General features: G+C 69.8%; 20 protein-coding genes, 2 tRNA genes and 2 pseudogenes. 13 read left to right on the top strand and 11 right to left on the bottom strand.

Features of this window, described 5'->3' with window-relative positions; all coding sequences use genetic code 11:
- Positions 1-50 precede the first annotated feature (50 nt).
- From ACIBQ8_RS24580 to ACIBQ8_RS24565, 4 genes and pseudogenes are all read left to right on the top strand, one after another.
- Positions 51-428: a VOC family protein gene (locus tag ACIBQ8_RS24580; protein ID WP_358290716.1), complete on the top strand. Its 378-nt coding sequence runs from the start codon at positions 51-53 to the stop codon at positions 426-428.
- A 2-nt stretch (positions 429-430) separates the two neighbouring features.
- Positions 431-799: a VOC family protein gene (locus tag ACIBQ8_RS24575; protein WP_397172644.1), complete on the top strand. Its 369-nt coding sequence runs from the start codon at positions 431-433 to the stop codon at positions 797-799.
- 333 nt (positions 800-1,132) lie between these two features.
- Positions 1,133-1,693, top strand: a complete 561-nt coding sequence (locus tag ACIBQ8_RS24570) for a DoxX family protein (protein ID WP_397172642.1) — start codon at positions 1,133-1,135, stop codon at positions 1,691-1,693.
- 721 nt (positions 1,694-2,414) lie between these two features.
- Positions 2,415-2,543 (top strand): annotated as a pseudogene (locus ACIBQ8_RS24565) (tyrosine-type recombinase/integrase); the annotation flags it as partial.
- A gap of 142 nt (positions 2,544-2,685) precedes the next feature.
- Here ACIBQ8_RS24565 and ACIBQ8_RS24560 read toward each other — a convergent pair.
- A tRNA-Ser gene (locus ACIBQ8_RS24560) sits at positions 2,686-2,777 on the bottom strand.
- Positions 2,778-2,941: 164 nt separating this feature from the next.
- Complete coding sequence (locus ACIBQ8_RS24555; protein WP_352318104.1) at positions 2,942-3,502, bottom strand: YceI family protein; 561 nt, start codon at positions 3,500-3,502, stop codon at positions 2,942-2,944.
- Between the two features lie 94 nt (positions 3,503-3,596).
- On the opposite strand from ACIBQ8_RS24555, the gene ACIBQ8_RS24550 reads away from it, so the two are divergent.
- Positions 3,597-4,088: a MarR family winged helix-turn-helix transcriptional regulator gene (locus ACIBQ8_RS24550; protein ID WP_397172641.1), complete on the top strand. Its 492-nt coding sequence runs from the start codon at positions 3,597-3,599 to the stop codon at positions 4,086-4,088.
- A 14-nt stretch (positions 4,089-4,102) separates the two neighbouring features.
- On the opposite strand, the gene ACIBQ8_RS24545 is transcribed toward ACIBQ8_RS24550, so the two are convergent.
- Positions 4,103-4,633 carry a SigE family RNA polymerase sigma factor gene (locus tag ACIBQ8_RS24545; protein ID WP_397172639.1) on the bottom strand — a complete coding sequence of 177 codons (531 nt, stop codon included), beginning with the start codon at positions 4,631-4,633 and terminating at the stop codon, positions 4,103-4,105.
- A 215-nt stretch (positions 4,634-4,848) separates the two neighbouring features.
- On the opposite strand from ACIBQ8_RS24545, the gene ACIBQ8_RS24540 reads away from it, so the two are divergent.
- Entirely contained in the window at positions 4,849-5,796 is a 948-nt protein-coding gene (locus ACIBQ8_RS24540) for a hypothetical protein (protein ID WP_397172637.1), read from the top strand.
- A gap of 5 nt (positions 5,797-5,801) precedes the next feature.
- Positions 5,802-6,608 carry a MauE/DoxX family redox-associated membrane protein gene (locus ACIBQ8_RS24535; RefSeq protein WP_397193055.1) on the top strand — a complete coding sequence of 269 codons (807 nt, stop codon included), beginning with the start codon at positions 5,802-5,804 and terminating at the stop codon, positions 6,606-6,608.
- Positions 6,609-6,711: 103 nt separating this feature from the next.
- On the opposite strand, the gene ACIBQ8_RS24530 is transcribed toward ACIBQ8_RS24535, so the two are convergent.
- Positions 6,712-7,893, bottom strand: coding sequence for an AAA family ATPase (locus tag ACIBQ8_RS24530; RefSeq protein WP_397172635.1), 1,182 nt, complete (start codon positions 7,891-7,893; stop codon positions 6,712-6,714).
- 169 nt (positions 7,894-8,062) lie between these two features.
- Between ACIBQ8_RS24530 and ACIBQ8_RS24525 the strand changes: the two are divergent.
- From ACIBQ8_RS24525 to ACIBQ8_RS24515, 3 genes and pseudogenes are all read left to right on the top strand, one after another.
- Positions 8,063-8,497: pseudogene (locus tag ACIBQ8_RS24525) on the top strand (SigE family RNA polymerase sigma factor); the annotation flags it as partial.
- A 52-nt stretch (positions 8,498-8,549) separates the two neighbouring features.
- Entirely contained in the window at positions 8,550-9,608 is a 1,059-nt protein-coding gene (locus ACIBQ8_RS24520; protein ID WP_397193224.1) for a TolB family protein, read from the top strand.
- Between the two features lie 11 nt (positions 9,609-9,619).
- On the top strand, positions 9,620-10,078 hold the full coding sequence (locus ACIBQ8_RS24515) for a MaoC family dehydratase (RefSeq protein WP_397172633.1): 459 nt from the start codon (positions 9,620-9,622) through the stop codon (positions 10,076-10,078).
- Here ACIBQ8_RS24515 and ACIBQ8_RS24510 read toward each other — a convergent pair whose 3' ends face one another.
- The 7 genes from ACIBQ8_RS24510 to ACIBQ8_RS24480 form a co-directional block, all read right to left on the bottom strand.
- On the bottom strand, positions 10,079-10,288 hold the full coding sequence (locus ACIBQ8_RS24510; RefSeq protein ID WP_397172632.1) for a hypothetical protein: 210 nt from the start codon (positions 10,286-10,288) through the stop codon (positions 10,079-10,081). It lies immediately after the preceding gene.
- 32 nt (positions 10,289-10,320) lie between these two features.
- The gene (locus tag ACIBQ8_RS24505; protein WP_397193054.1) at positions 10,321-11,778 is read right to left on the bottom strand and encodes a radical SAM protein; all 1,458 of its coding nucleotides are present in this window, start codon (positions 11,776-11,778) and stop codon (positions 10,321-10,323) included.
- Positions 11,779-11,855: 77 nt separating this feature from the next.
- Positions 11,856-12,587 carry a prolipoprotein diacylglyceryl transferase gene (locus ACIBQ8_RS24500; protein ID WP_397193053.1) on the bottom strand — a complete coding sequence of 244 codons (732 nt, stop codon included), beginning with the start codon at positions 12,585-12,587 and terminating at the stop codon, positions 11,856-11,858.
- A 3-nt stretch (positions 12,588-12,590) separates the two neighbouring features.
- A complete protein-coding gene (locus ACIBQ8_RS24495) occupies positions 12,591-12,812 on the bottom strand; it encodes a hypothetical protein (RefSeq protein WP_397193052.1) in 222 nt (73 codons plus the stop codon).
- Between the two features lie 409 nt (positions 12,813-13,221).
- Positions 13,222-13,452 (bottom strand): hypothetical protein, encoded by a 231-nt coding sequence (locus tag ACIBQ8_RS24490; RefSeq protein WP_397193051.1) that lies wholly within the window; start codon positions 13,450-13,452, stop codon positions 13,222-13,224.
- A 540-nt stretch (positions 13,453-13,992) separates the two neighbouring features.
- Positions 13,993-14,619 carry a response regulator gene (locus ACIBQ8_RS24485; RefSeq protein ID WP_397172623.1) on the bottom strand — a complete coding sequence of 209 codons (627 nt, stop codon included), beginning with the start codon at positions 14,617-14,619 and terminating at the stop codon, positions 13,993-13,995.
- Positions 14,616-16,106: a histidine kinase gene (locus tag ACIBQ8_RS24480; RefSeq protein WP_397193050.1), complete on the bottom strand. Its 1,491-nt coding sequence runs from the start codon at positions 16,104-16,106 to the stop codon at positions 14,616-14,618. Before ACIBQ8_RS24480 ends, ACIBQ8_RS24485 begins: the two co-directional genes overlap by 4 nt.
- 458 nt (positions 16,107-16,564) lie before the next feature.
- Here ACIBQ8_RS24480 and ACIBQ8_RS24475 point away from each other — a divergent pair, with 458 nt between their 5' ends.
- The 3 genes from ACIBQ8_RS24475 (at position 16,565) to ACIBQ8_RS24465 (ending at position 17,239) form a co-directional block, all read left to right on the top strand.
- A complete protein-coding gene (locus ACIBQ8_RS24475) occupies positions 16,565-16,921 on the top strand; it encodes a hypothetical protein (protein WP_397193049.1) in 357 nt (118 codons plus the stop codon).
- Between the two features lie 56 nt (positions 16,922-16,977).
- The gene (locus tag ACIBQ8_RS24470; RefSeq protein ID WP_397193048.1) at positions 16,978-17,109 is read left to right on the top strand and encodes a hypothetical protein; all 132 of its coding nucleotides are present in this window, start codon (positions 16,978-16,980) and stop codon (positions 17,107-17,109) included.
- A gap of 57 nt (positions 17,110-17,166) precedes the next feature.
- Positions 17,167-17,239 (top strand) — tRNA-Arg (locus ACIBQ8_RS24465).
- Positions 17,240-17,319 lie beyond the last annotated feature (80 nt).

Here is a 17,319-nt window from a genome sequence, read left to right as displayed (position 1 = left end):
CCCTCCCGACAGCGGATCCCCTCCGCCGCACCGACCATCGGGAGGCAACGATGACGCGCCCCAACCTGAACAGCCTGCTCCTGGCCAGCACCGACCCGGCCCGGCTACGCGCCTGGTACGCCGCCGTGCTCGACCCCGAGTCCGACACCGACGTCACCCATTACGGCGTGCTGACGTTCGGCGACTTCCACCTGATCATCGACACCCGGGCCGACGTTGCGGACAAGAATCCCGAGCCCGGACGGGTGATACTCAACTTCGACGTCCCCGACGCGCGCGCGATCGTCGCCCGGATGGAGGAGGCGGGCGTGTCCTGGCTGGCCGAGCTCGAAGACCGCGAGGGCAGCCTGTTCGCCACGGCGATCGACCCCGACGGCAACTATGTCCAGATCATCCAGCTCAGCGAGGACCACCGGAAGGCGATGTGACGATGTTCGGCAAGACGAAGGCGTTCAGCGGATTCTCCGTCGACGATCTGGCCGCCGCGAAGGCGTTCTACGGCGACACCCTGGGGTTGGAGGTGTCGGAGTCGAACGGCCTGCTCACCCTGCACATCGCCGGCGGCACCGACATCCTGGTCTACCCCAAACCCGACCACGTCCCCGCGACCTTCACCATCCTCAACTTCCCGGTCGAGGACATCGAGCAGGCCGTCGACGCCCTGACGGCCCGCGGCGTGCGCTTCCAGCGCTACGACCAACTGCAGACCGACGAGAAGGGCATCTTCCGCGGCGGCGGCCCGCTGATCGCCTGGTTCACCGACCCGGCGGGAAACGTCCTGTCGGTCCTCCAGGGCTGACGCCCGGGAGCAGCCGGGCCGCGGGTCGGCGCCGCAGGAACACCTTCCCCACCCTGCGGCGCCCGCCGAGCGGTGCATCCACAAGCTCGCTCCGCGACGCCGCGCTGCCCGGCCGCGCGGGCACCGTCCCATCCCGCGGTCACGACCCAATTCACGTTTCCGCAGGCAGAACGCCTACCACGTGTCCCACCCTGTCCCACGGACGATGCGCACGACCTCGCTCCCGTGCTCCTATAGGCCCCGTCAGCACGTACCGATCACCACGTACTGACGAAGGCCCGAAGCACCGGCGAGATCCCCCGCGAATCCGATCAGAAAAGGCAGTGACAGGACATGAGCCACCACGTCAGCATCACGGACATCGAGCAGCAGCCCCGGACGCGCAGTATGCGGTTCACCCTCAACGGCGCACTCTGGTCACTCCAGGCGCTGTGGGGCTTCTTCTTCGCCGGCAGCGGCTTCGGCAAGGTGCTGCTGTACGACGACGCCCTGTTCGCGACGGCGCCCCGGGCGGTGGCCTGGTACGCGGCGGTGCCGCAGTCCCTGATCGTCTTCATCGGGATCGTCGAGGTGCTCGGCGGCGTCGGCCTGATCCTGCCGGCGATGACCCGGTTCAAGCCGATGCTGACGCCGCTCGCCGCCGCCGGCCTGACGCTGACCATGATCCTCGCGGCCGGTTTCCACATCCTGCGCGGCGAGTACGAACTGGTCCCCGCCAACATCGTCCTGGGCGGTGTCGCCGCCTTCCTCACGGCCGGACGCTGGAAGCAACGCCCCCTCTCCCCCGCGCCCCTCACCACTTCCCGCGTACTGACCGCACTCGCCGTCCTGGTCGCCATGGTTTTGCTCACGTTCGCCCCGACCTGGTACACGATGACCAACGTCCAGTTCTGACCCCTACGCCGACGGACCGAGGACGCCGCCCACAAAACGCCACACCGACAGACGCAGAAGTCGCCGATGCACTTGAGGACATCGTTGAGCAAAGAGCCTCGGATGCACAACGCGGGGGACGCGCAGCCGCTGCAACACCATCCGAAAGACCGCAAGGCCCTCCCCCGGAGTCGGGAAGAGGGCCTTTCGCCTGCGGGGACCGGGGATTTGCCCCCCCCGGATGGTGTTGCCACCGAACCGCATCAGCAGCTCGGAGGCGCGTTCAACACCGACCGATGCGGTGGAACGAACGCCCCGAAACAAGGTGGCACGGTGCGGAGCTGCAACCCGAGATGATGCCGTCGGCGCCATTGCGGTAGGCGCGTCGGCGGCCGTACTTGGATCAGTTGGTGGCTTCAGAGGCATGCCGGAGCGGCTCGTCGGTCGGATCTTTGACGTGCTGCGCGATTGCCGCGATCCGCTCCGCTCCGGCTTGAGGAGTCGAGCCGCATCGTTCTGCGACGTGGCGGCTTCTGGGCGCCGGGCTTGTCGACGACCTTGGCGGTCATCTGTGCGGTCCACACCAGAGGGGTGCCCGCCTTGACTGTGCGAGTCGCGCCGCCCGGAAGGTCGAAGGTGCGCTCGGCGACGCTCTCGCATACGTCCCCAGGAACCGGTGATTCTGCGTGCTCATGATGATCCCGTGGCGCTCCCAGGCTCCCGTGTAGGCTAACGCGGCCCCGTGGCGGCCGGCTGCGTCGCTCGCGCTCACGATGCCCGCCACACCGCTGCGACGTTGTTGACAGAGCAGGGCGTCCACATCGGCGTCGCCCAAGAAATCCTCGGCCACACGCGGGTGACCACCACTGAGCGGTACACCCGTCGCCACCTCCCAAGGACGCGAGCGACCGCATGGGCTCGGCCCTCTGGGGCTGACGGGCCAACTGCAACCCACAGGGCCCCCAGAGATCGAAAAAGGCCCTCCCCCGAAGATCGGGGAAGGGCCTTCTACCTGGCGGAGGATCGGGGATTTGAACCCCGGATGGTGTTGCCACCAAACCGCATTAGCAGTGCGGCGCCATAGACCTGACTAGGCGAATCCTCCTGGAAGCCATCGCGGCTCAGCACAGCGTACCGGCCTTCTGCCGAGGCGGCAAAGCGGTTGCGCGTCGTGCCTTCACCAAGAGTTATCAACAGCCTGTGGGTAACCACCTGTGGATGAAGCCCGCCCCATGTCAGGGCGGGCTTCCGGGGTGTGGATAACCCAGGTCAGGCGGGGTTGGCCTCGCCCTCGATCTCGATCTTGACCTTCTTGCCCACGAGCACACCGCCGGCCTCCAGGGTCTGGTTCCAGGTCAGGCCGAACTCCTCGCGGTCGAACTCGGTGTTGATGGAGAAGCCCCAGACCGAGTTGCCCCAGGGGTTGGTGCCGGCGCCGCCGTACTCGACCGTGAGCTCGACCTCCTTGGTGACGTCGCGGATGGTCAGGTCGCCGACGACGGTGAACTCGTCGCCGGAGTGGCCGACCACGCGGGTGCTGCGGAAGGTGATCTCGGGGAACTTGTCCACGGCGAGGAAGTCGTCGCTGCGCAGGTGGCCGTCGCGGTCGCCGACGCCGGTGTCGATGCTGGCGGTCTTGATCGTCAGCTCGGCCGTGGACTCCAGCGGGTTCTCCGCGATCGTCACGGTGCCGCTGAAGTCGCCGAAGCGGCCGCGGACCTTGCTCACCATCATGTGCTTGACCACGAACCCGATGCGGGTGTGGGCCACGTCGAGGTTGTACGTGCCGGCGGCGGGGATGGTCAGGGACTCCCAGGTGCGGGTGCTCATCGGGTTCTCCTTGGGAACGTTGCTGTGCGGATGTCTGCGGCAACAAATGTCTACACGAGGAATATTCCGCAAGTCAACTAACGTCGGTTAAGGTATGGACGTGAAGCACATCGATGACCCCAGGCTGACGGCGATGGGCCTGCTCGCCGAGGTTCACGCAGGTCTGACGGCCCGGATGCAGCCCGTCTTCAGCACGGCGGGGCTGTCGGGCATCGACTTCGAGACCGTCATCCGCCTGGCGCGATCACCGCGGCAGGCGCTGCGGATGACCGACCTGGCCGCCCAGACGGGCCTGTCCACCAGCGGCGTGACCCGGGTCGTCGACCGGCTCGAACGCGAGGGCCTGGTCACCAGGCAGGCGTGCGCCACCGACCGCAGGGCCTCCTACGCCGCGCTCACGGACGAGGGGCGCGACCGGCTGGCGAGCGTCCTGCCCCAACACCTTCAGGACATCGAGGACACCTTCACCGGCCTCCTGAGCCCGGACGAGCTCGCCGCGTTCCTGCGGACGCTCCGCAAGATCAGAGACGTCGTACGCCCCTGCGCGACCGCCGGCGCCGAGGAGACCACCCCCTCGCTCAACTGATCCTTGGAGCGATCCTACGAGGACGTCTCCGGCATCCCCGGGCCGCCCGCCTCCGCGGAGATCCCCAGGGCGCTCCTGAGCTTGCCCATCGCCCGTGACACCGTGCTCTTGACCGTGCCGACGCTGATCCCGAGCGTCCTGGCGATCTCCGGCTCGGTCATGTCCTCGTAGTACCGCAGCACGATCGCGGCCCGCATGCGCTCGGGCAGCCCCTCCAGCGCCTGTTCCAGCAGCTCGTGCACCTCCCCGCAGGCCGGCGGGTCGGCCGTGGCCACCTCGGGCAGCTCGTCCGACGGGTACTCCTCCAGCTTGCGCCGCCGCCACTGCGAGATGTTGATGTTGACCATCGCCCGGCGGACGTACCCGTCCAGCGCCCCCCGGTCCTCGATCTTGTCCCACGCCAGGTACGTCTTGGCCAGGGCGCTCTGCAACAGGTCCTCCGCGTCCAGCGGATGCCCGGTGAGCTGACGGGCGGCGCGCAGCAGCGCGGGACCGCGGGCCATGACGTACTCGCGGAACTCCTCTTCCCACCCGGTGGTCTGCATCGTGGCCAGAATCGCAGCCTGATGCCCTTTTGCGACTGAGCCACAATTCAGGTTTCGGCCCGACGAAGACAAAGGTCAGTCAAGGTCGGTGGCAGATTGTTCGAAGGCGGGTGTCAGCTACCTTCCCCAGGGATGCGTATTTTGCTCCCATCTGTTCGCCGCGGCACGAGCCGCTCCCGAGTCATGTGAACCTAGTACCTGACGAGGGAGGGCGGATGGGCTATCCGAACGTCGAGCGCCGCAGACTGCTCGCGGCCGCCGCGCTGGGCCGCGCCCCGGGCATCGCCGGCCCCGACCCGGCCGGCGGCGCGCCTTTATGCGCCGTCACCGGCGAGATCCTTGACGTGAGCCCGCATCTCATCGCCATCGAGACCCCCGAAGGCGCCGAGGAGCGGCTGGTGATCGCCCCCTGGGCCACGGCCTGGCACGGCGCGGAGATCGCGCCCGCCGACCTCCCGGTGGGCTCCATGGTGCTCATGCGCACGTTGCGCGAAGGCCGCGTGGTCGAGCGGATCTGGGCCGACACCACCCGCCTCACCGGCACGATCGTCTCGATCGAGGGGCGCAGGGAGCTGACGGTCGAGCTCGACTGCGGCCCCCACCGCGGCCCCCGCACGATCGTCATCCCCTACCCGGCCACCGGACGGCTGCAGGTGCGGCATCCGAAGTTCGAGCCGGGCTACCTGTTCGACGCGATCGGGATCAGGCGCGACGGCTCCGCCCTGGCGCTGCTGCCGGCGACCTCGCAGCCCGCCCACCGGTCGGGCAGCGTCCCGGCCCCGCCGCCGGTCTACGCCGGGGCGCAGGCGCGCATCTCCGGCACCGCCACCTGGTCCGACGCGTTCGACGAGGAGGAGCGCGGCGCGGCGTACCCGATGCTGGAGCGCGTGGACACCGGCTGCCCCGACGCCGGGCTGTCCTGCGCCGGCCTGCCCTACCTGGCCATCGGCTCGCTGCTGCAGATCAGGAACACGTGCGCCGACCGCGCGGCCAACCTGCCGGTGGTCGCCTGCGGCTGCCTGGCCGGGCGGTTCTGCGACCGCTGCGTCGAGTGCGAGACCTCGCCGCGCGGCCGCGTGGCCGAGCTGTCGCCGGCCTCGTTCGTCGAGCTGGGCGGCGAGTTGATCAAGGGGTGCTTCAACGCTCAGATCGGATTGGGGTGACGGGCGTGCTGGAGACGGGCGTGCTGGAATCGCAGCTGCCGTTCCTGATCGTGCTGCTGGTCATGGGCACCGGCGCGAAGGTGATCACGGTCCGCGGGGGCGGGGAGCCGGGCGCCGTGTCCAGGCTAGGCCCGGCCGTGCTCATGCCCGGCCGGCTGCAGGCGCCCTCGCTGCTGGTCTGCGCGGCGGGCGAGTTGGTGCTCGCCGTAGGGCTGCTGGTCACCACCGCGCCGATCTTCAGGTGGGGGACGGTCTGCTTCTTCGCTCTGTCCACGTACGTGCTGATCGAGCTGCGCAGGCGTCGTCCGGACGCGGGCTGCGGCTGCTTCGGCGAGGTCAGCTCGGCGCCGGTCGGCATGCGCTCGATCGGCCGGACCGTCGCGCTGACCGGGATGTCGGCGTTGTCGGTCGCCTCCCCGGCGTCGGGCTGGGCGGCGATGACCCATCCGACCTGGTTTACGGCCGCGGGGGTGGCGGTGATCGCGCTGCTCTCCCCTGAGATCGAGGAGCTGATCGATCGCGTACGGTACCGCGCCCCCTGCGAGCAGCGCCCCGGCCCCGCCGAGCAGGTGATGCTCTCCAGGCTCAGGTCGAGCGGCGCGTGGCGGACGTACCGGGAGGCGCTGGCCTCGCCCGAACCGTACGACAGCTGGCGCGAGCTGTGCTGGCGCTTCTTCGTCTTCACCGGCCACGACCGCGACGACGTGGTCTTCGCGGTCTACCTGAGCGGACGGCGTCCGGCGGTGCGCGTGGCGGTCGTGAGCAGCGACGACAGCGACTCTCTGCCGGAATATACGTCAGTATCGGCGTGACGCTAGAGAGCCCTAGATTTCTCTATCCGGGCATGGCGATACAGCTCTATTGGGCTGTCTAGCTTCCCCACTAGACAGCCCAATAGAGGTCTAGGGGCGGCGCTCAAATGGGTTGAGACCGCAGGAACCTACCGAAGTGCGGCACCGTGAACGCGATCAGACCGCGTTCGGCGCTGTAGATGAGCCCTTTCTTGATCAGACTGTCGCGGGCGGGCGAGAGACTGGACGGCTTCCGCCCGAGGGCGTCGGCCACGTCGGCGGTGGCGACCGGCTCGTCGCCGATCTGGGCCATGGCGTGCATGTAGTCGCGCTCGGCGGGGGTGGCCCGCTCGTAGCGGCTGCCGAAGAAGCCCACGGCGAGCTCCTCCTCGGCCTCGGGCGCGGAGACCTTGACGTCGTCGAGCGTGATCGGGCTGCGCAGCGCGAGGTCCCAGGCGACCTTGCCGTACGCCTGGACGAAGTAGGGATAGCCGTCGGCGGCCTCGTAGAGCGCGTCGAGGGCCTCTTGGGTGAACTCGACCTTCTCCTCCCGCGCGGGCAGGATCAGCGCCAGGTCGGCCGCCTCACGGTCGAGCTTGTCGATGCGCGCGTAGCGGAAGAGCCGTTCGGAATAGCTCTTGCTGGCCGACAGCACGCTCGGCAGGTGCGGCAGCCCCGCGCCCACCACGATCAGCGGCCCGCCCGACTGGGACAGCTCGTGGCAGGCGGCGCAGAGCGCGGAGACGTCGGCGGGCTGCACGTCCTGCATCTCGTCGATGAACAGCGCGATGCCCACGCCGAGGTCGGTCGCCACGCCGGCGGCGTCGACGAACAGCTCGGTGAGGTCGATCTCCAGGTCGCCCGAGTCGGCGCGCCCGCGGCTGGCGGGCACCTCGATGCCGGGCGACCAGTGGGAGGTGCCCTTGGCCGCGGACGGGTCGCGCATCGCGAACGCCTTCAGCACGCCGAGGAACTCCTCGATGCGCTCGGGCGCGCGGTGGCGCGGAGCCAGCTCGCGGATGGCCATGTGCAGGGCGGCCGCCACGGGACGCCGGATCGACTGGTCGGGCCGGGCCTCGATCTTGCCCGTGCCCCACAGCCGCTGCATGGCCATGGACTTGAACGTGTTGAGCAGGACGGTCTTGCCGACGCCGCGCAGGCCGGTGACGACCATGCTGCGCTCGGGGCGGCCTCGGGCGACCCGCTCCAGCACCACTTCGAACTGCTGCAGCTCACGGTCGCGCCCGGCCAGCTCCGGCGGACGCTGCCCGGCGCCGGGGGCGTAGGGATTGCGCACAGGGTCCACGCTCTCGGACTTTATTGCCGGATATAGCGGCCGTCTTAGATTTGGGAAGAAAGTGCTACGGCGTGTCCGAGCAGGGGCCGTGGCGAGCATCGTCATCGGACACACCCCCTCTCACCAGGCCGAACCCTTGTTCGATTTCGATACCCAGAACTGTAGCGCGGACTCGAACATGCATGCGATGGTTTCGAGTAAAAGATCTTTGCAACAGTCCGGGACGCCCGTGCGTCTGGGTGTTGTGGAGTTCGAGGAGTTCGTGCAAGCGCGTGGCGCCGCCCTGCTCCGGTACGGATACGTGCTCACCGGCAACCCCGACGACGCCGCCGACCTCGTCCAGGAGGCGCTGCTCAAGCTCGGCGACACCTGGCGCAAGGTGCGCAACAAGGACGACCCGGAGTCCTGCGTACGCGCGATCATGACCCGGCAGCACGTGAGCTGGTGGCGCCGGCGGCGCAGGGAGCAGCTCACGGGCGAGGTGCCCGAGGGGGCGTACACCGACAGCCACTCCTCCGGCGAGCTGTGGCGGGAGCTGGCGACGCTGCCGCGCAGGCAGCGGGTGGTCCTGGTGCTGCGGTACTACGAGGACCTGTCGGACCAGGAGATCGCCGACATCCTCGGCGGGGCGGCGACGGCGCAGGCGGAGGCGGCGTACCCGAGGATTGGCCGTCGCGACGGCGGTGGCGGCCGTGCTCGCGGCCGGCACGGTCATGGCCGCGAACGGACGGCAGGCGGCCGCGCCGTCCCCGGCGGCGCGGCCCCTCCCGCGGGCGGTGGCCGTGCCCCTGGAGCGGGCGTGGCCGCAGGCCGTCGTCACGATGCCCGGCATGCGCGCAGACGGCCTGTTCCGCTTCCCGGTCACCGCGCTCGACGCCACCCGGATCCTGGTCGTCGCCGGGCCTGGGATGGCGACGATCCGCGCGATCGAGGTCTACGACACCACCACCCGGACGTTCCGCGAGATCACCGGCATCTCGGTGCCGCCCGGCATGCGGACCTACCGCCCCCAGCCGCCGGCGCTGGACGGGCCGAACCTCGCCTGGCACGTGAACGCCGTACGGAAGGACGGCACGCAGGTGCGCGAGATCTGGACGGTCCCGCTCGCCGGCGGCCCGCCCCGGCTGGTCGCCGCGATGACGGGAGAGCACCTGCGGATCGAGCGGATCGCCCTGGACGGTGACCGCATCATCTGGTCCGAACGGACCGGCGGCGTGTGGTGGATGCCGATCGCGGGCGGCGCCCCGACGCGCTTCCCGGGCAGCGACGGCCTGCACCTCGTCGCATGGCCGTGGGCGAGCGACGTCGCCGACGGCGAGGACCGGAACCAGACCAGGCTCGTGAACCTGGCGATCGGCCGCCCCTCCACCAAGGACGTCGTCGCGCCCCTGGACGTCCTGAGGCTGCGCTGCGGCCCGTCCTGGTGCCAGGGCGTGCGGGGCGGGCGCACGTACCTGCAGCGCCCGGACGGCGGCGGCGCGGCCGAACCCCGGGGGCTCGGCCTCGTCCCCAAGCTCGGCGACTACCCGGCCCTCGACCGCTTCGTGGTGACCGGCCGCGCGGTGTACGACGTCCGGACCGGCACACTGGCCGCGTCGGACCGGCCGGGCATCTGGTGGGGGAACGAATGGTCCGCCGAACCGGCCGCGATCGTGTATTGGTGCGAAAGCCTGCGCGACGGGTACCGGGTGCTCAACTTGGCAGCCGTCCCGCCCGCGCAATAGCGTTCGTGGCCATGCGGACCTTCGCGAACGTACAGGAACTCAAGGCGGCCGTGGGCGAGACGTTCGGCCCGACCGAGTGGCGCACCGTCACCCAGGAGCAGGTCGGCCTCTTCGCCGATGCCACCGACGACCACCAGTGGATCCACGTGGACGTGGAGCGCGCCAAGGAGGGGCCCTTCGGCGGCACGATCGCCCACGGCTTCCTGACCCTGTCGCTGCTGCCGACGTTCATGTTCGAGATGGTGCGCGTCGAGGGCATCGCGATGGGCGTCAACTACGGGCTGAACAAGGTCCGCTTCCCGCGGCCGGTGCCCGTGGGCGGGCGGGTCAGGGCCGTGGGCGAGCTCACCGACGTCAAGGGCACCCCGGCCGGTTACCTGGCCAACCTGAAGGTGACGATCGAGATCGAGGGCGAGCGCCGGCCCGCCTGCATCGCCGAGTCGCTCATCCTGTACGTCCCCGCGAGCTGATCACCGCAGCGACACGACGATTCCCACCACCGCGGCGATCCCGATCAGCCCGAGATAGGCCAGTACGAGCCGGGTGTCCCTGAGCAGGCATTTGCTCCGGGTCAACCCGGCCCGCCGCGCCTTCCAGTAGCCCGCGAACCCCAGCGCCGCGAAGCCGAGCACCGCCCAAGGCCCGAGCAGCCAGGCCAGCAGCGCCACGGTGGCGTACACGCACAACCGGAGCGGATCGTACGGCTGGCCTTTCAGAGGATCACCAGCCCCGGCTCGGCGGCCACCGCGGACAGCCGCTGCCGCGACAGCTGCGGCCAGGCCTGCACGGCGCAGAACGGCGCGCACTGGTCCTGCTCGGCACGCGTGCCGACGTGCACGCAGCACTGCGTGAGCCGCTCCTCGATCATGGTCGAGATGTCCATGAACGGCTTGATCGTGATCCGCACCACCCGCTCGCCCAGCATTCTGCGCAGCTTCTTCCGCCGGCCCGGCAGCGCCGAGGAGGCGAGGGTGAGCAGCGTGGCGACGCCGAGGTCGCAGTTCTCGCAGATGTCCCGCCACAGGTCGCCGATCTGCGGGTGGGACAGCGACGACTGCTCCGACAGCAGCCCGAGCAGCGACTCCTGGACGGCCATCCGCAGCTCGCGCGGCAGTTCGGTGTCGGCGATGCGGTTGGAGACCAGGCCCAGGTTCTCCTTGAGGCGGTCGTGGCCGATCAGGGCGACCAGCGAGCGCCACTGCTGGGCGTCGTCGCGGATCAGGTAGCCGACCGAGCAGCAGTGGGGGTGCGAGCAGGGCAGGGCGGTCAGGTCGCGCCAGGTCACCAGGCCGCCGGTCTGCGGGCCGAGCCGCTTGAGCACGCCGGTGTGGGTGAGCCGGTCGGACGGGTCGATGACGCCCGATCGGCCCGAGCCGAACTGCGGTTGCAGCGACACGCCGCCGACGAACGGCGTGTCGAGCGCGAGGCGCACGACGTCGCCGATCTCGCCGTCGTTGACGCCCAGGGCCGCGGTCATGACCAGGGTCGTGAAGATCTCCCGCTCCGACAGCCGCCGTACGGCCTCCGCCTTGATCCGGCGCAGGTCGCCGCCGCGGTGGTGCCTGGACGCCTCGGCCGACGAGCCGTCGTACTGGAGGTAGACCTCCACCCGGTCGCGGTGCTCGGTGAGCAGGTCGAGCAGGGCGTCGTCCCTGGCGACGAGCACGCCGTTGGTGTTGATCAGGATGCGGGTGACCGGCCGGCTCACCAGCTCGGCGAGGAGGGTCTTCAGCTCGGGGTGGAGCGTGGGCTCGCCGCCGCTCAGCATCAGGACGTCGAGCTTGCCGTTCTCCCTGGCCAGACGCTGGTCGACGTTCGCCAGCACGTCGGCCACCGGGACGACGCCGGTCAGGTCGGGCGAGCTGTCGGCGAAGCAGGTGGGGCAGCGCAGGTTGCACGCCTCGGCGATGTCCTCCAGCAGGATGCAGGTGTGCTGGGTCTGCATCTCGGGCAGGCCGTTGAGGTACGCGCCGGGGATCGGGGCGAAGTTTCCGGACACGTCGGGGATGTGCTGCTTGGTGGGAGCGGTCCACTCCTCCAGGTAGGAGAGGATCTCCGGGTCCTCGTCGTACAGCGTGCGGATCAGGCCGTGTTCCCGGCAGCCGCGTTCCAGCCACACCCTGCCGTCGCGTTCGGCCAGCCGGCCGCTCAGCCGTTCGACCTGGTCCAAGTCCTGACCGTGGCACTTCGGGCAGAACGCGTTGACGTACCGGAGGATGCGGTCTCCCCGTAGCCCCATCCCTGCACTCATGTCGTGACCTTCCGTCCGAAAAGGGCATCGTAGTGGCCTCGACGCCAGCCGTACGCGAGCCTGAGCGCGAGCAACGTCAGGCCGGGGACCAGGAACCATTGCGGCCCGGTGAGGTCGAGCCACAACGTCTCGTTCGCCCTGGTGAACTCGACCAGGAACCGGAAGACCGCGTATCCGGCGAGGTAGAGCGTGAACAGTTCCCCGGGCTCGGTCAGCCGCTTGCCCGCCCACCGCAGCGCGACGAACGCGGCGAGCTGAAAGATGACCTCGTACACGAACGACGGATGCATGGCCTGACCCGTCAGACATCCCGGACATTCCGGGGTGGACGGCGGCGCGTGCACCCCCCAGGGCAGGTCCGTGGGCCTGCCGGGGGCCTCGGTCAGGTGACAGCCGATGCGGCCGATCGCCATGCCGAGCGCCACCGCCGGGGCGAACAGGTCACCGGTACGCTCCTTGTAGCCGATGACCTTCTTGGCGACCAGCACGCCGACGTATGCGCCGGTCAGGCCGCCGAGTATGCTGCGGGAGCCGTAGAGCCAGAGGTCGGCGAGGTCGAGCGTGTCCAGCCAGCCCGCCAGCCGCATGCCGATCGCGCCTCCGACCAGGGCTCCGGTGACGGCGACCAGTGACTGCTCGTTGAGCGCGCCCCTGGCCCTGGCCTCACGGACGAAGACCACCGAGGCCACCAGGACGCCCAAGCCGACGAATATCTCGTGGTAGGGCATGGCTCAGCCGTACCGGCTGGGGTTGAGGGCGGTACGGCTTCCGGCCGTCAGCATCGACCACGGTGTCCAGCCGATCGCGCGCGTTGGCCCTGGCCCCCGCAACCCCGACTTACGGACCAGACCGGCCCCCAGGCCGGCGAGGGCCAGCAATTCCGCGGCGACGAGCATGCTTCCCTTGTACGTGCTGTTGACGGCGGTGTAGGTGACCACGCCCACGACCAGCATCGCGCCGAGAAGGCTCGTGGAGCCGCGACTGCTGCTGGATGGTGGTGACTGTGGATGCCTTGACGGCGACGGTCGTTGCGATGGCGGCGGCATCGATCCCGGCTGCCACGGGGGCAGTGACAACGTCCCCAGCTGAGATGACGGCAGAGGCAACGATCCCGCCTGCGACACGGGCAACGGCAACGCCCCCATCTGAGACCACTGCATAGGCAACGATCCCGGCTGTGACACGGGCAGTGGCAGCGGCTCCGGCTGTGACGACGGTGGCGACATCGATCCCAGCTGTGACGGCGACAGTGGCGGTGGCCAGTTCTGGTGCGGCCGCGGCGAACCCTGTGGCGGTGGTGTCGTCATCCCGCTACCTCTGGCCGGCTGGGGACGCTACGTGCTGAACGATCAATGCCGTCACCTATGCGTACAGGCTGGGGTTCAGCCCCGTGCAATATCCGGCCGAGACGATCGACGCCAACGACCACCCGATCATCAACCCGAGCCCCAGCCCGAACGACCACGGCTTGCGCAGGACGACCAGCACGATGCCCACCCCGAGCCCCAGGAGCAAGAGGAACCCCGCCGCGACACCGATCGCCGCCAAGGACTCCAAGCTCAACGCGAGCAGCCCCACCACCAGGTTGATCACCAGGTAAGCGAAACTCCCGGCGAACGCCAACGCCACGGTCAGCCCAGCCTGCCGCCTCGGCTGCGACGGCCCCACCGGAGGCCCGGTCGGCGGCCCGAACGGCGGCTGCCCGGGAGGAGGAGGCCCAGGCGGACGCTGCCCAGCCGAAAACTGCCCAGGCCCCCCGAACGAAGGCTGCCCATGAGGCGGCTGCCCAACTGGCCCGGACACAGGCTGCCCGAACGACGGCTGCCCAGACGCCCCAGAGGGACGCTGCCCAGACGGCGGCTGTCCCGGAACCCCGGACGAGGGCTGCCCAGACGACGGTTGCCCAGACGAGGGCTGCCCGGCGGAGGGCTGCCCAGAAGGCGGCTGTCCAGGCGAAGGCTGCCCGGACGCAGGCTGCCCGGACGCAGGCTGCCCGGACGCAGGCTGGCTGCCGGGCGGCCCGAGCGGACGCTGCCCGGACGGAGGCCGCTCGGAGGGCGACGGAGGCCGCTCGGAGGGCGGCTCCCCGGCTGGAGGGGGCGGCGGCATGGTCACGGCGTTCACCCTACGGGGCTAAAGCGACTCTGAGTAGTAAATCGCCGCCTGCACACGGCTCTTCAGCCCCAGTTTGTTCAGCAGCCGACTGACATGCGTCTTCGTGGTGGCCTCCGCCATGTCGAGCTCCTTGGCGATCTCGGCGTTGGACAGGCCCCGACCGATGCAGGCCAGCACCTCACGCTCGCGCGGGGTCAGGGCCTCCGGCTCGGGCGCCTCACGGCGGGGCGGCTGGTCGGCGAAGGCGGCGATCAACCGTCTGGTGACGCCCGGCGCGATCATCCCCTCACCACCCGCCACCAGCCTCACGGCCTCCACCAGGGCGTCGGCCTCGGTGTTCTTGAGCAGGAAACCGGCCGCCCCCGCCCGGAGAGCACCGAAGACGTACTCATCGACGTCGAACGTCGTGAGGATCAGGACGTCACTCACCCCCGCCAGCTCCCTGGTGGCGGAGATGCCGTCGAGACGAGGCATGCGGATGTCCATGAGGACGACGTCAGGGCGCAGATCGCGAGCCAACCGAACCGCCTGCTCACCATCGGCGGCCTCACCCACGACCTCGACGTCGTCGGCGCCGTCCAGAATCATCACGATCCCGGCCCGTACGGCCGCATGATCGTCAGCCACCAACACCCTGATGCTCATGCCACGCCCGTTCCGCCATCGCCATTCCTGGACCACTCCCCCTCCCCGGGACGTTCACCACCACCATCCCCGAGATGTTCACCGTCATCACCAGCGCACTCCTCCACCGGCGCCAACGCCGCCCCTCCAACCGCCCGCCACCGCACCCCCCGCCCATCCACAACCCCAGCCTCCGGCACCGACACCGGCACCGGCACCCCCGCACCCCGCCCGCTCGAAGCCCGCTCCCCAGAACCACGCCCCTCCCCGGGACGGTCACCCGAGACACGACCGCCCAAAGCGCCATCACCCGGGGCGCTCCCACCCACAGACCGGCCACCTGACGCGCGACCGTCCGACAGGCTGGCGTCAAGCGACTGTGTTCCCGGGTTGAGCGACGTCGGAAAGGCCGCCGCGATGCGCCACCCCTCCCCTGACCGCCCAGCCTCGAAGAACCCTCCGACCAGCGAAGCCCGTTCGCGCATGCCGATCAGCCCCGCCCCCGAACCTGGCAGCCGAGCCCCCCGCCGCCCGACCCGGTTCTCGACCGTCAGAAGAACCTCCCGAGGTTCGTACGTCAGCGAGACGACGACCGGCGCCTCACCATGCTTGAGCGCGTTCGTCAGCCCTTCCTGAAGGATGCGATATCCGGCCAGATCCACCGAAGCCGGAACCTCACGCACCTCCCCGTCGACCCGCAGCTCGACCTCCATCCCAACCCGCCGCGTACGCTCGACCAGGCTCTCCGCGTCGGCCAGCCGAGGCCGGGTGGCCTCAAGCTCCGGCCCGTCCCCCTCGCGCCCGCCGTTGGCGTCCCGCAGCAGCCCGATCATGTCCCGCATCTCGGCCATGCCCTTGACGCTGTTCTCCCGTACGGACTCCATGACCTTGCGAACCGTCTCCCGATCCAGGTCCTTACGGGACAGAGCAGCCGTCGACTGGATGGCGATGGCACTGAAATGGTTCGCGATCATGTCATGCAGCTCACGAGCCATCCGCGTACGCTCGGCCGCGATCGCGGCCTGCCGATCGAGCTCGGCCAGATGCGCGACCTGCTCGGCCCGCGCGCGTTCCGCGGCCGCCCGGTCGCGCTGCTCCCGCAGCACCCAGGCCGTGGTGACCGGCGTGACCAGCACCAGCCCCGCCTGGATCCCCATGACGGCCAGCAACCGCCAGTCCGCCGCGATGAACGCCGCCACCGCCCCGCCCACCACGGCCAGCACGGTCGTGATCCCGAGCAGCCACCGAGCGAGCCGCACCGGCCCGTAGAGCGCCGCGGCGTAAAGATTGTCGGTGAACACCAGCACGGTCGCCAGCGACGGCCCCACCAGCGCGTCGATCGTGACGGCCGCCACCCCCAGCGCCAGCGACCACAACGGGGCGCGCTGCCGCAGCAACACGGCCGAACAGGTGATCGCCAACGGCACCAGCAACACCCACACCGGCACGCCACGGCGCAGGTATCCACCGGCCAGAATCAGCAACGCCCCCAGGACGAAGGCTCCCACGGCCGCCACCCCAGGCGGCACCCTGCCCTTCTCCTGACCCCCACCCCCGGAGGCCCGTCGCGCCTCGAACCGCCTCAACCACCGCGAACCCACCGGCGCCCCGGCCCGCCACGGCAGCGGCACCGACCGCCACCAGGCCGACACCGACCGCGTCAAGGCCGGCGGCCGGTCAGCGCCCCTACGCACCCGGACCACCCGGCCTGCTCCGGCCCCGCCCACACCCAGAACCACCGAAGCCGGCCCCAAGCGGCGCCCCGGACAGTGTCGCCCGACCCGCCACCGCCCGCGCCCCGGCGCCACAGCCCCTCACCGCCGCTCGTGTCATGTCCTCATCTCACCACTCCCGGCCGCCGCCGCCGTCCTCCGAGGGTCAGCCTGTGGATACACCTTTCGATGTATCCACAGGCTCGTTTTCGCCGACGATGTGCCGGGCCGCGAATCGCCGCAAGCTGGTACACGTGATTGTCGCCATCCTCATCGGCTGCGAAATCGGCTTCTGGCTCCTCCTGGGCCTCGGCCTGGCCTGCCGCTACCTCTGGAAGCGCCGACGGCTGAGCACAGCCCTGCTGCTCTGCGTCCCGCTCCTCGACGTGGTCCTCCTGGCCGCGGCGGTCATCGACATGCGCGGCGGCGCCACAGCAGACCTGCGCCACGGCCTGGCTGCGGCCTACCTGGCCTACTCGATCGTCTTCGGCCACCGGACGATGCGCTGGGCCGACGCCCGCTTCCACCACCGCTTCGCCGGCGGCCCCCGCCCTGGAAGCCGCCAGCAGGCGGACCCGCCCGGACACGCTACGAGTGGGCGTTCTGGCTGAAAATGCTCCTGGCGTACGGAATCTCATGCCTGATCCTCTTCGGCCTCATCTGGCTCGTGAACGACCCCTCCCGCACAAAAGCCCTGGTGGACTTCATGCTCAACCTCCTCAAGGTCCCCCTGATCGCCCTGATCTGGCCGGTGAGTTACACGCTCTGGCCCAAGAAGGACGAGCCGGCTCGCCAGTGATCGCGGTATTCGGTTCGATGCACTGCACAGAACCCGCTATGCTTGCTTACGCAGCGAGCGGCCGTAGCTCAATGGATAGAGCATCTGACTACGGATCAGAAGGTTGGGGTTTCGAGTACCTCCGGCCGCACAGCAGGTCAAAGGCCCTCCGGGATGATCCCGGAGGGCCTTTTTCGTATCCGTCCAGTGGCTGCGTACAGCAACCTCGTC

The sequence above is a fragment of the Nonomuraea sp. NPDC049646 genome, assembly GCF_044465525.1.
Lineage (GTDB): Bacteria > Actinomycetota > Actinomycetes > Streptosporangiales > Streptosporangiaceae > Nonomuraea.
This window is presented reverse-complemented; position numbering and strand designations above follow the sequence as displayed.

Coding starts and splice junctions, on each gene's coding strand:
- ACIBQ8_RS24485 (WP_397172623.1), bottom strand. CDS start 14,619: ATGAGCATCAGGGTGTTGGTGGCTGACGATCATGCGGCCGTACGGGCC.
- ACIBQ8_RS24540 (WP_397172637.1), top strand. CDS start 4,849: ATGGGCTATCCGAACGTCGAGCGCCGCAGACTGCTCGCGGCCGCCGCG.
- ACIBQ8_RS24570 (WP_397172642.1), top strand. CDS start 1,133: ATGAGCCACCACGTCAGCATCACGGACATCGAGCAGCAGCCCCGGACG.
- ACIBQ8_RS24545 (WP_397172639.1), bottom strand. CDS start 4,633: ATGCAGACCACCGGGTGGGAAGAGGAGTTCCGCGAGTACGTCATGGCC.
- ACIBQ8_RS24495 (WP_397193052.1), bottom strand. CDS start 12,812: ATGCTGGTCGTGGGCGTGGTCACCTACACCGCCGTCAACAGCACGTAC.
- ACIBQ8_RS24500 (WP_397193053.1), bottom strand. CDS start 12,587: ATGCCCTACCACGAGATATTCGTCGGCTTGGGCGTCCTGGTGGCCTCG.
- ACIBQ8_RS24555 (WP_352318104.1), bottom strand. CDS start 3,502: ATGAGCACCCGCACCTGGGAGTCCCTGACCATCCCCGCCGCCGGCACG.
- ACIBQ8_RS24580 (WP_358290716.1), top strand. CDS start 51: ATGACGCGCCCCAACCTGAACAGCCTGCTCCTGGCCAGCACCGACCCG.
- ACIBQ8_RS24575 (WP_397172644.1), top strand. CDS start 431: ATGTTCGGCAAGACGAAGGCGTTCAGCGGATTCTCCGTCGACGATCTG.
- ACIBQ8_RS24515 (WP_397172633.1), top strand. CDS start 9,620: ATGCGGACCTTCGCGAACGTACAGGAACTCAAGGCGGCCGTGGGCGAG.
- ACIBQ8_RS24550 (WP_397172641.1), top strand. CDS start 3,597: ATGGACGTGAAGCACATCGATGACCCCAGGCTGACGGCGATGGGCCTG.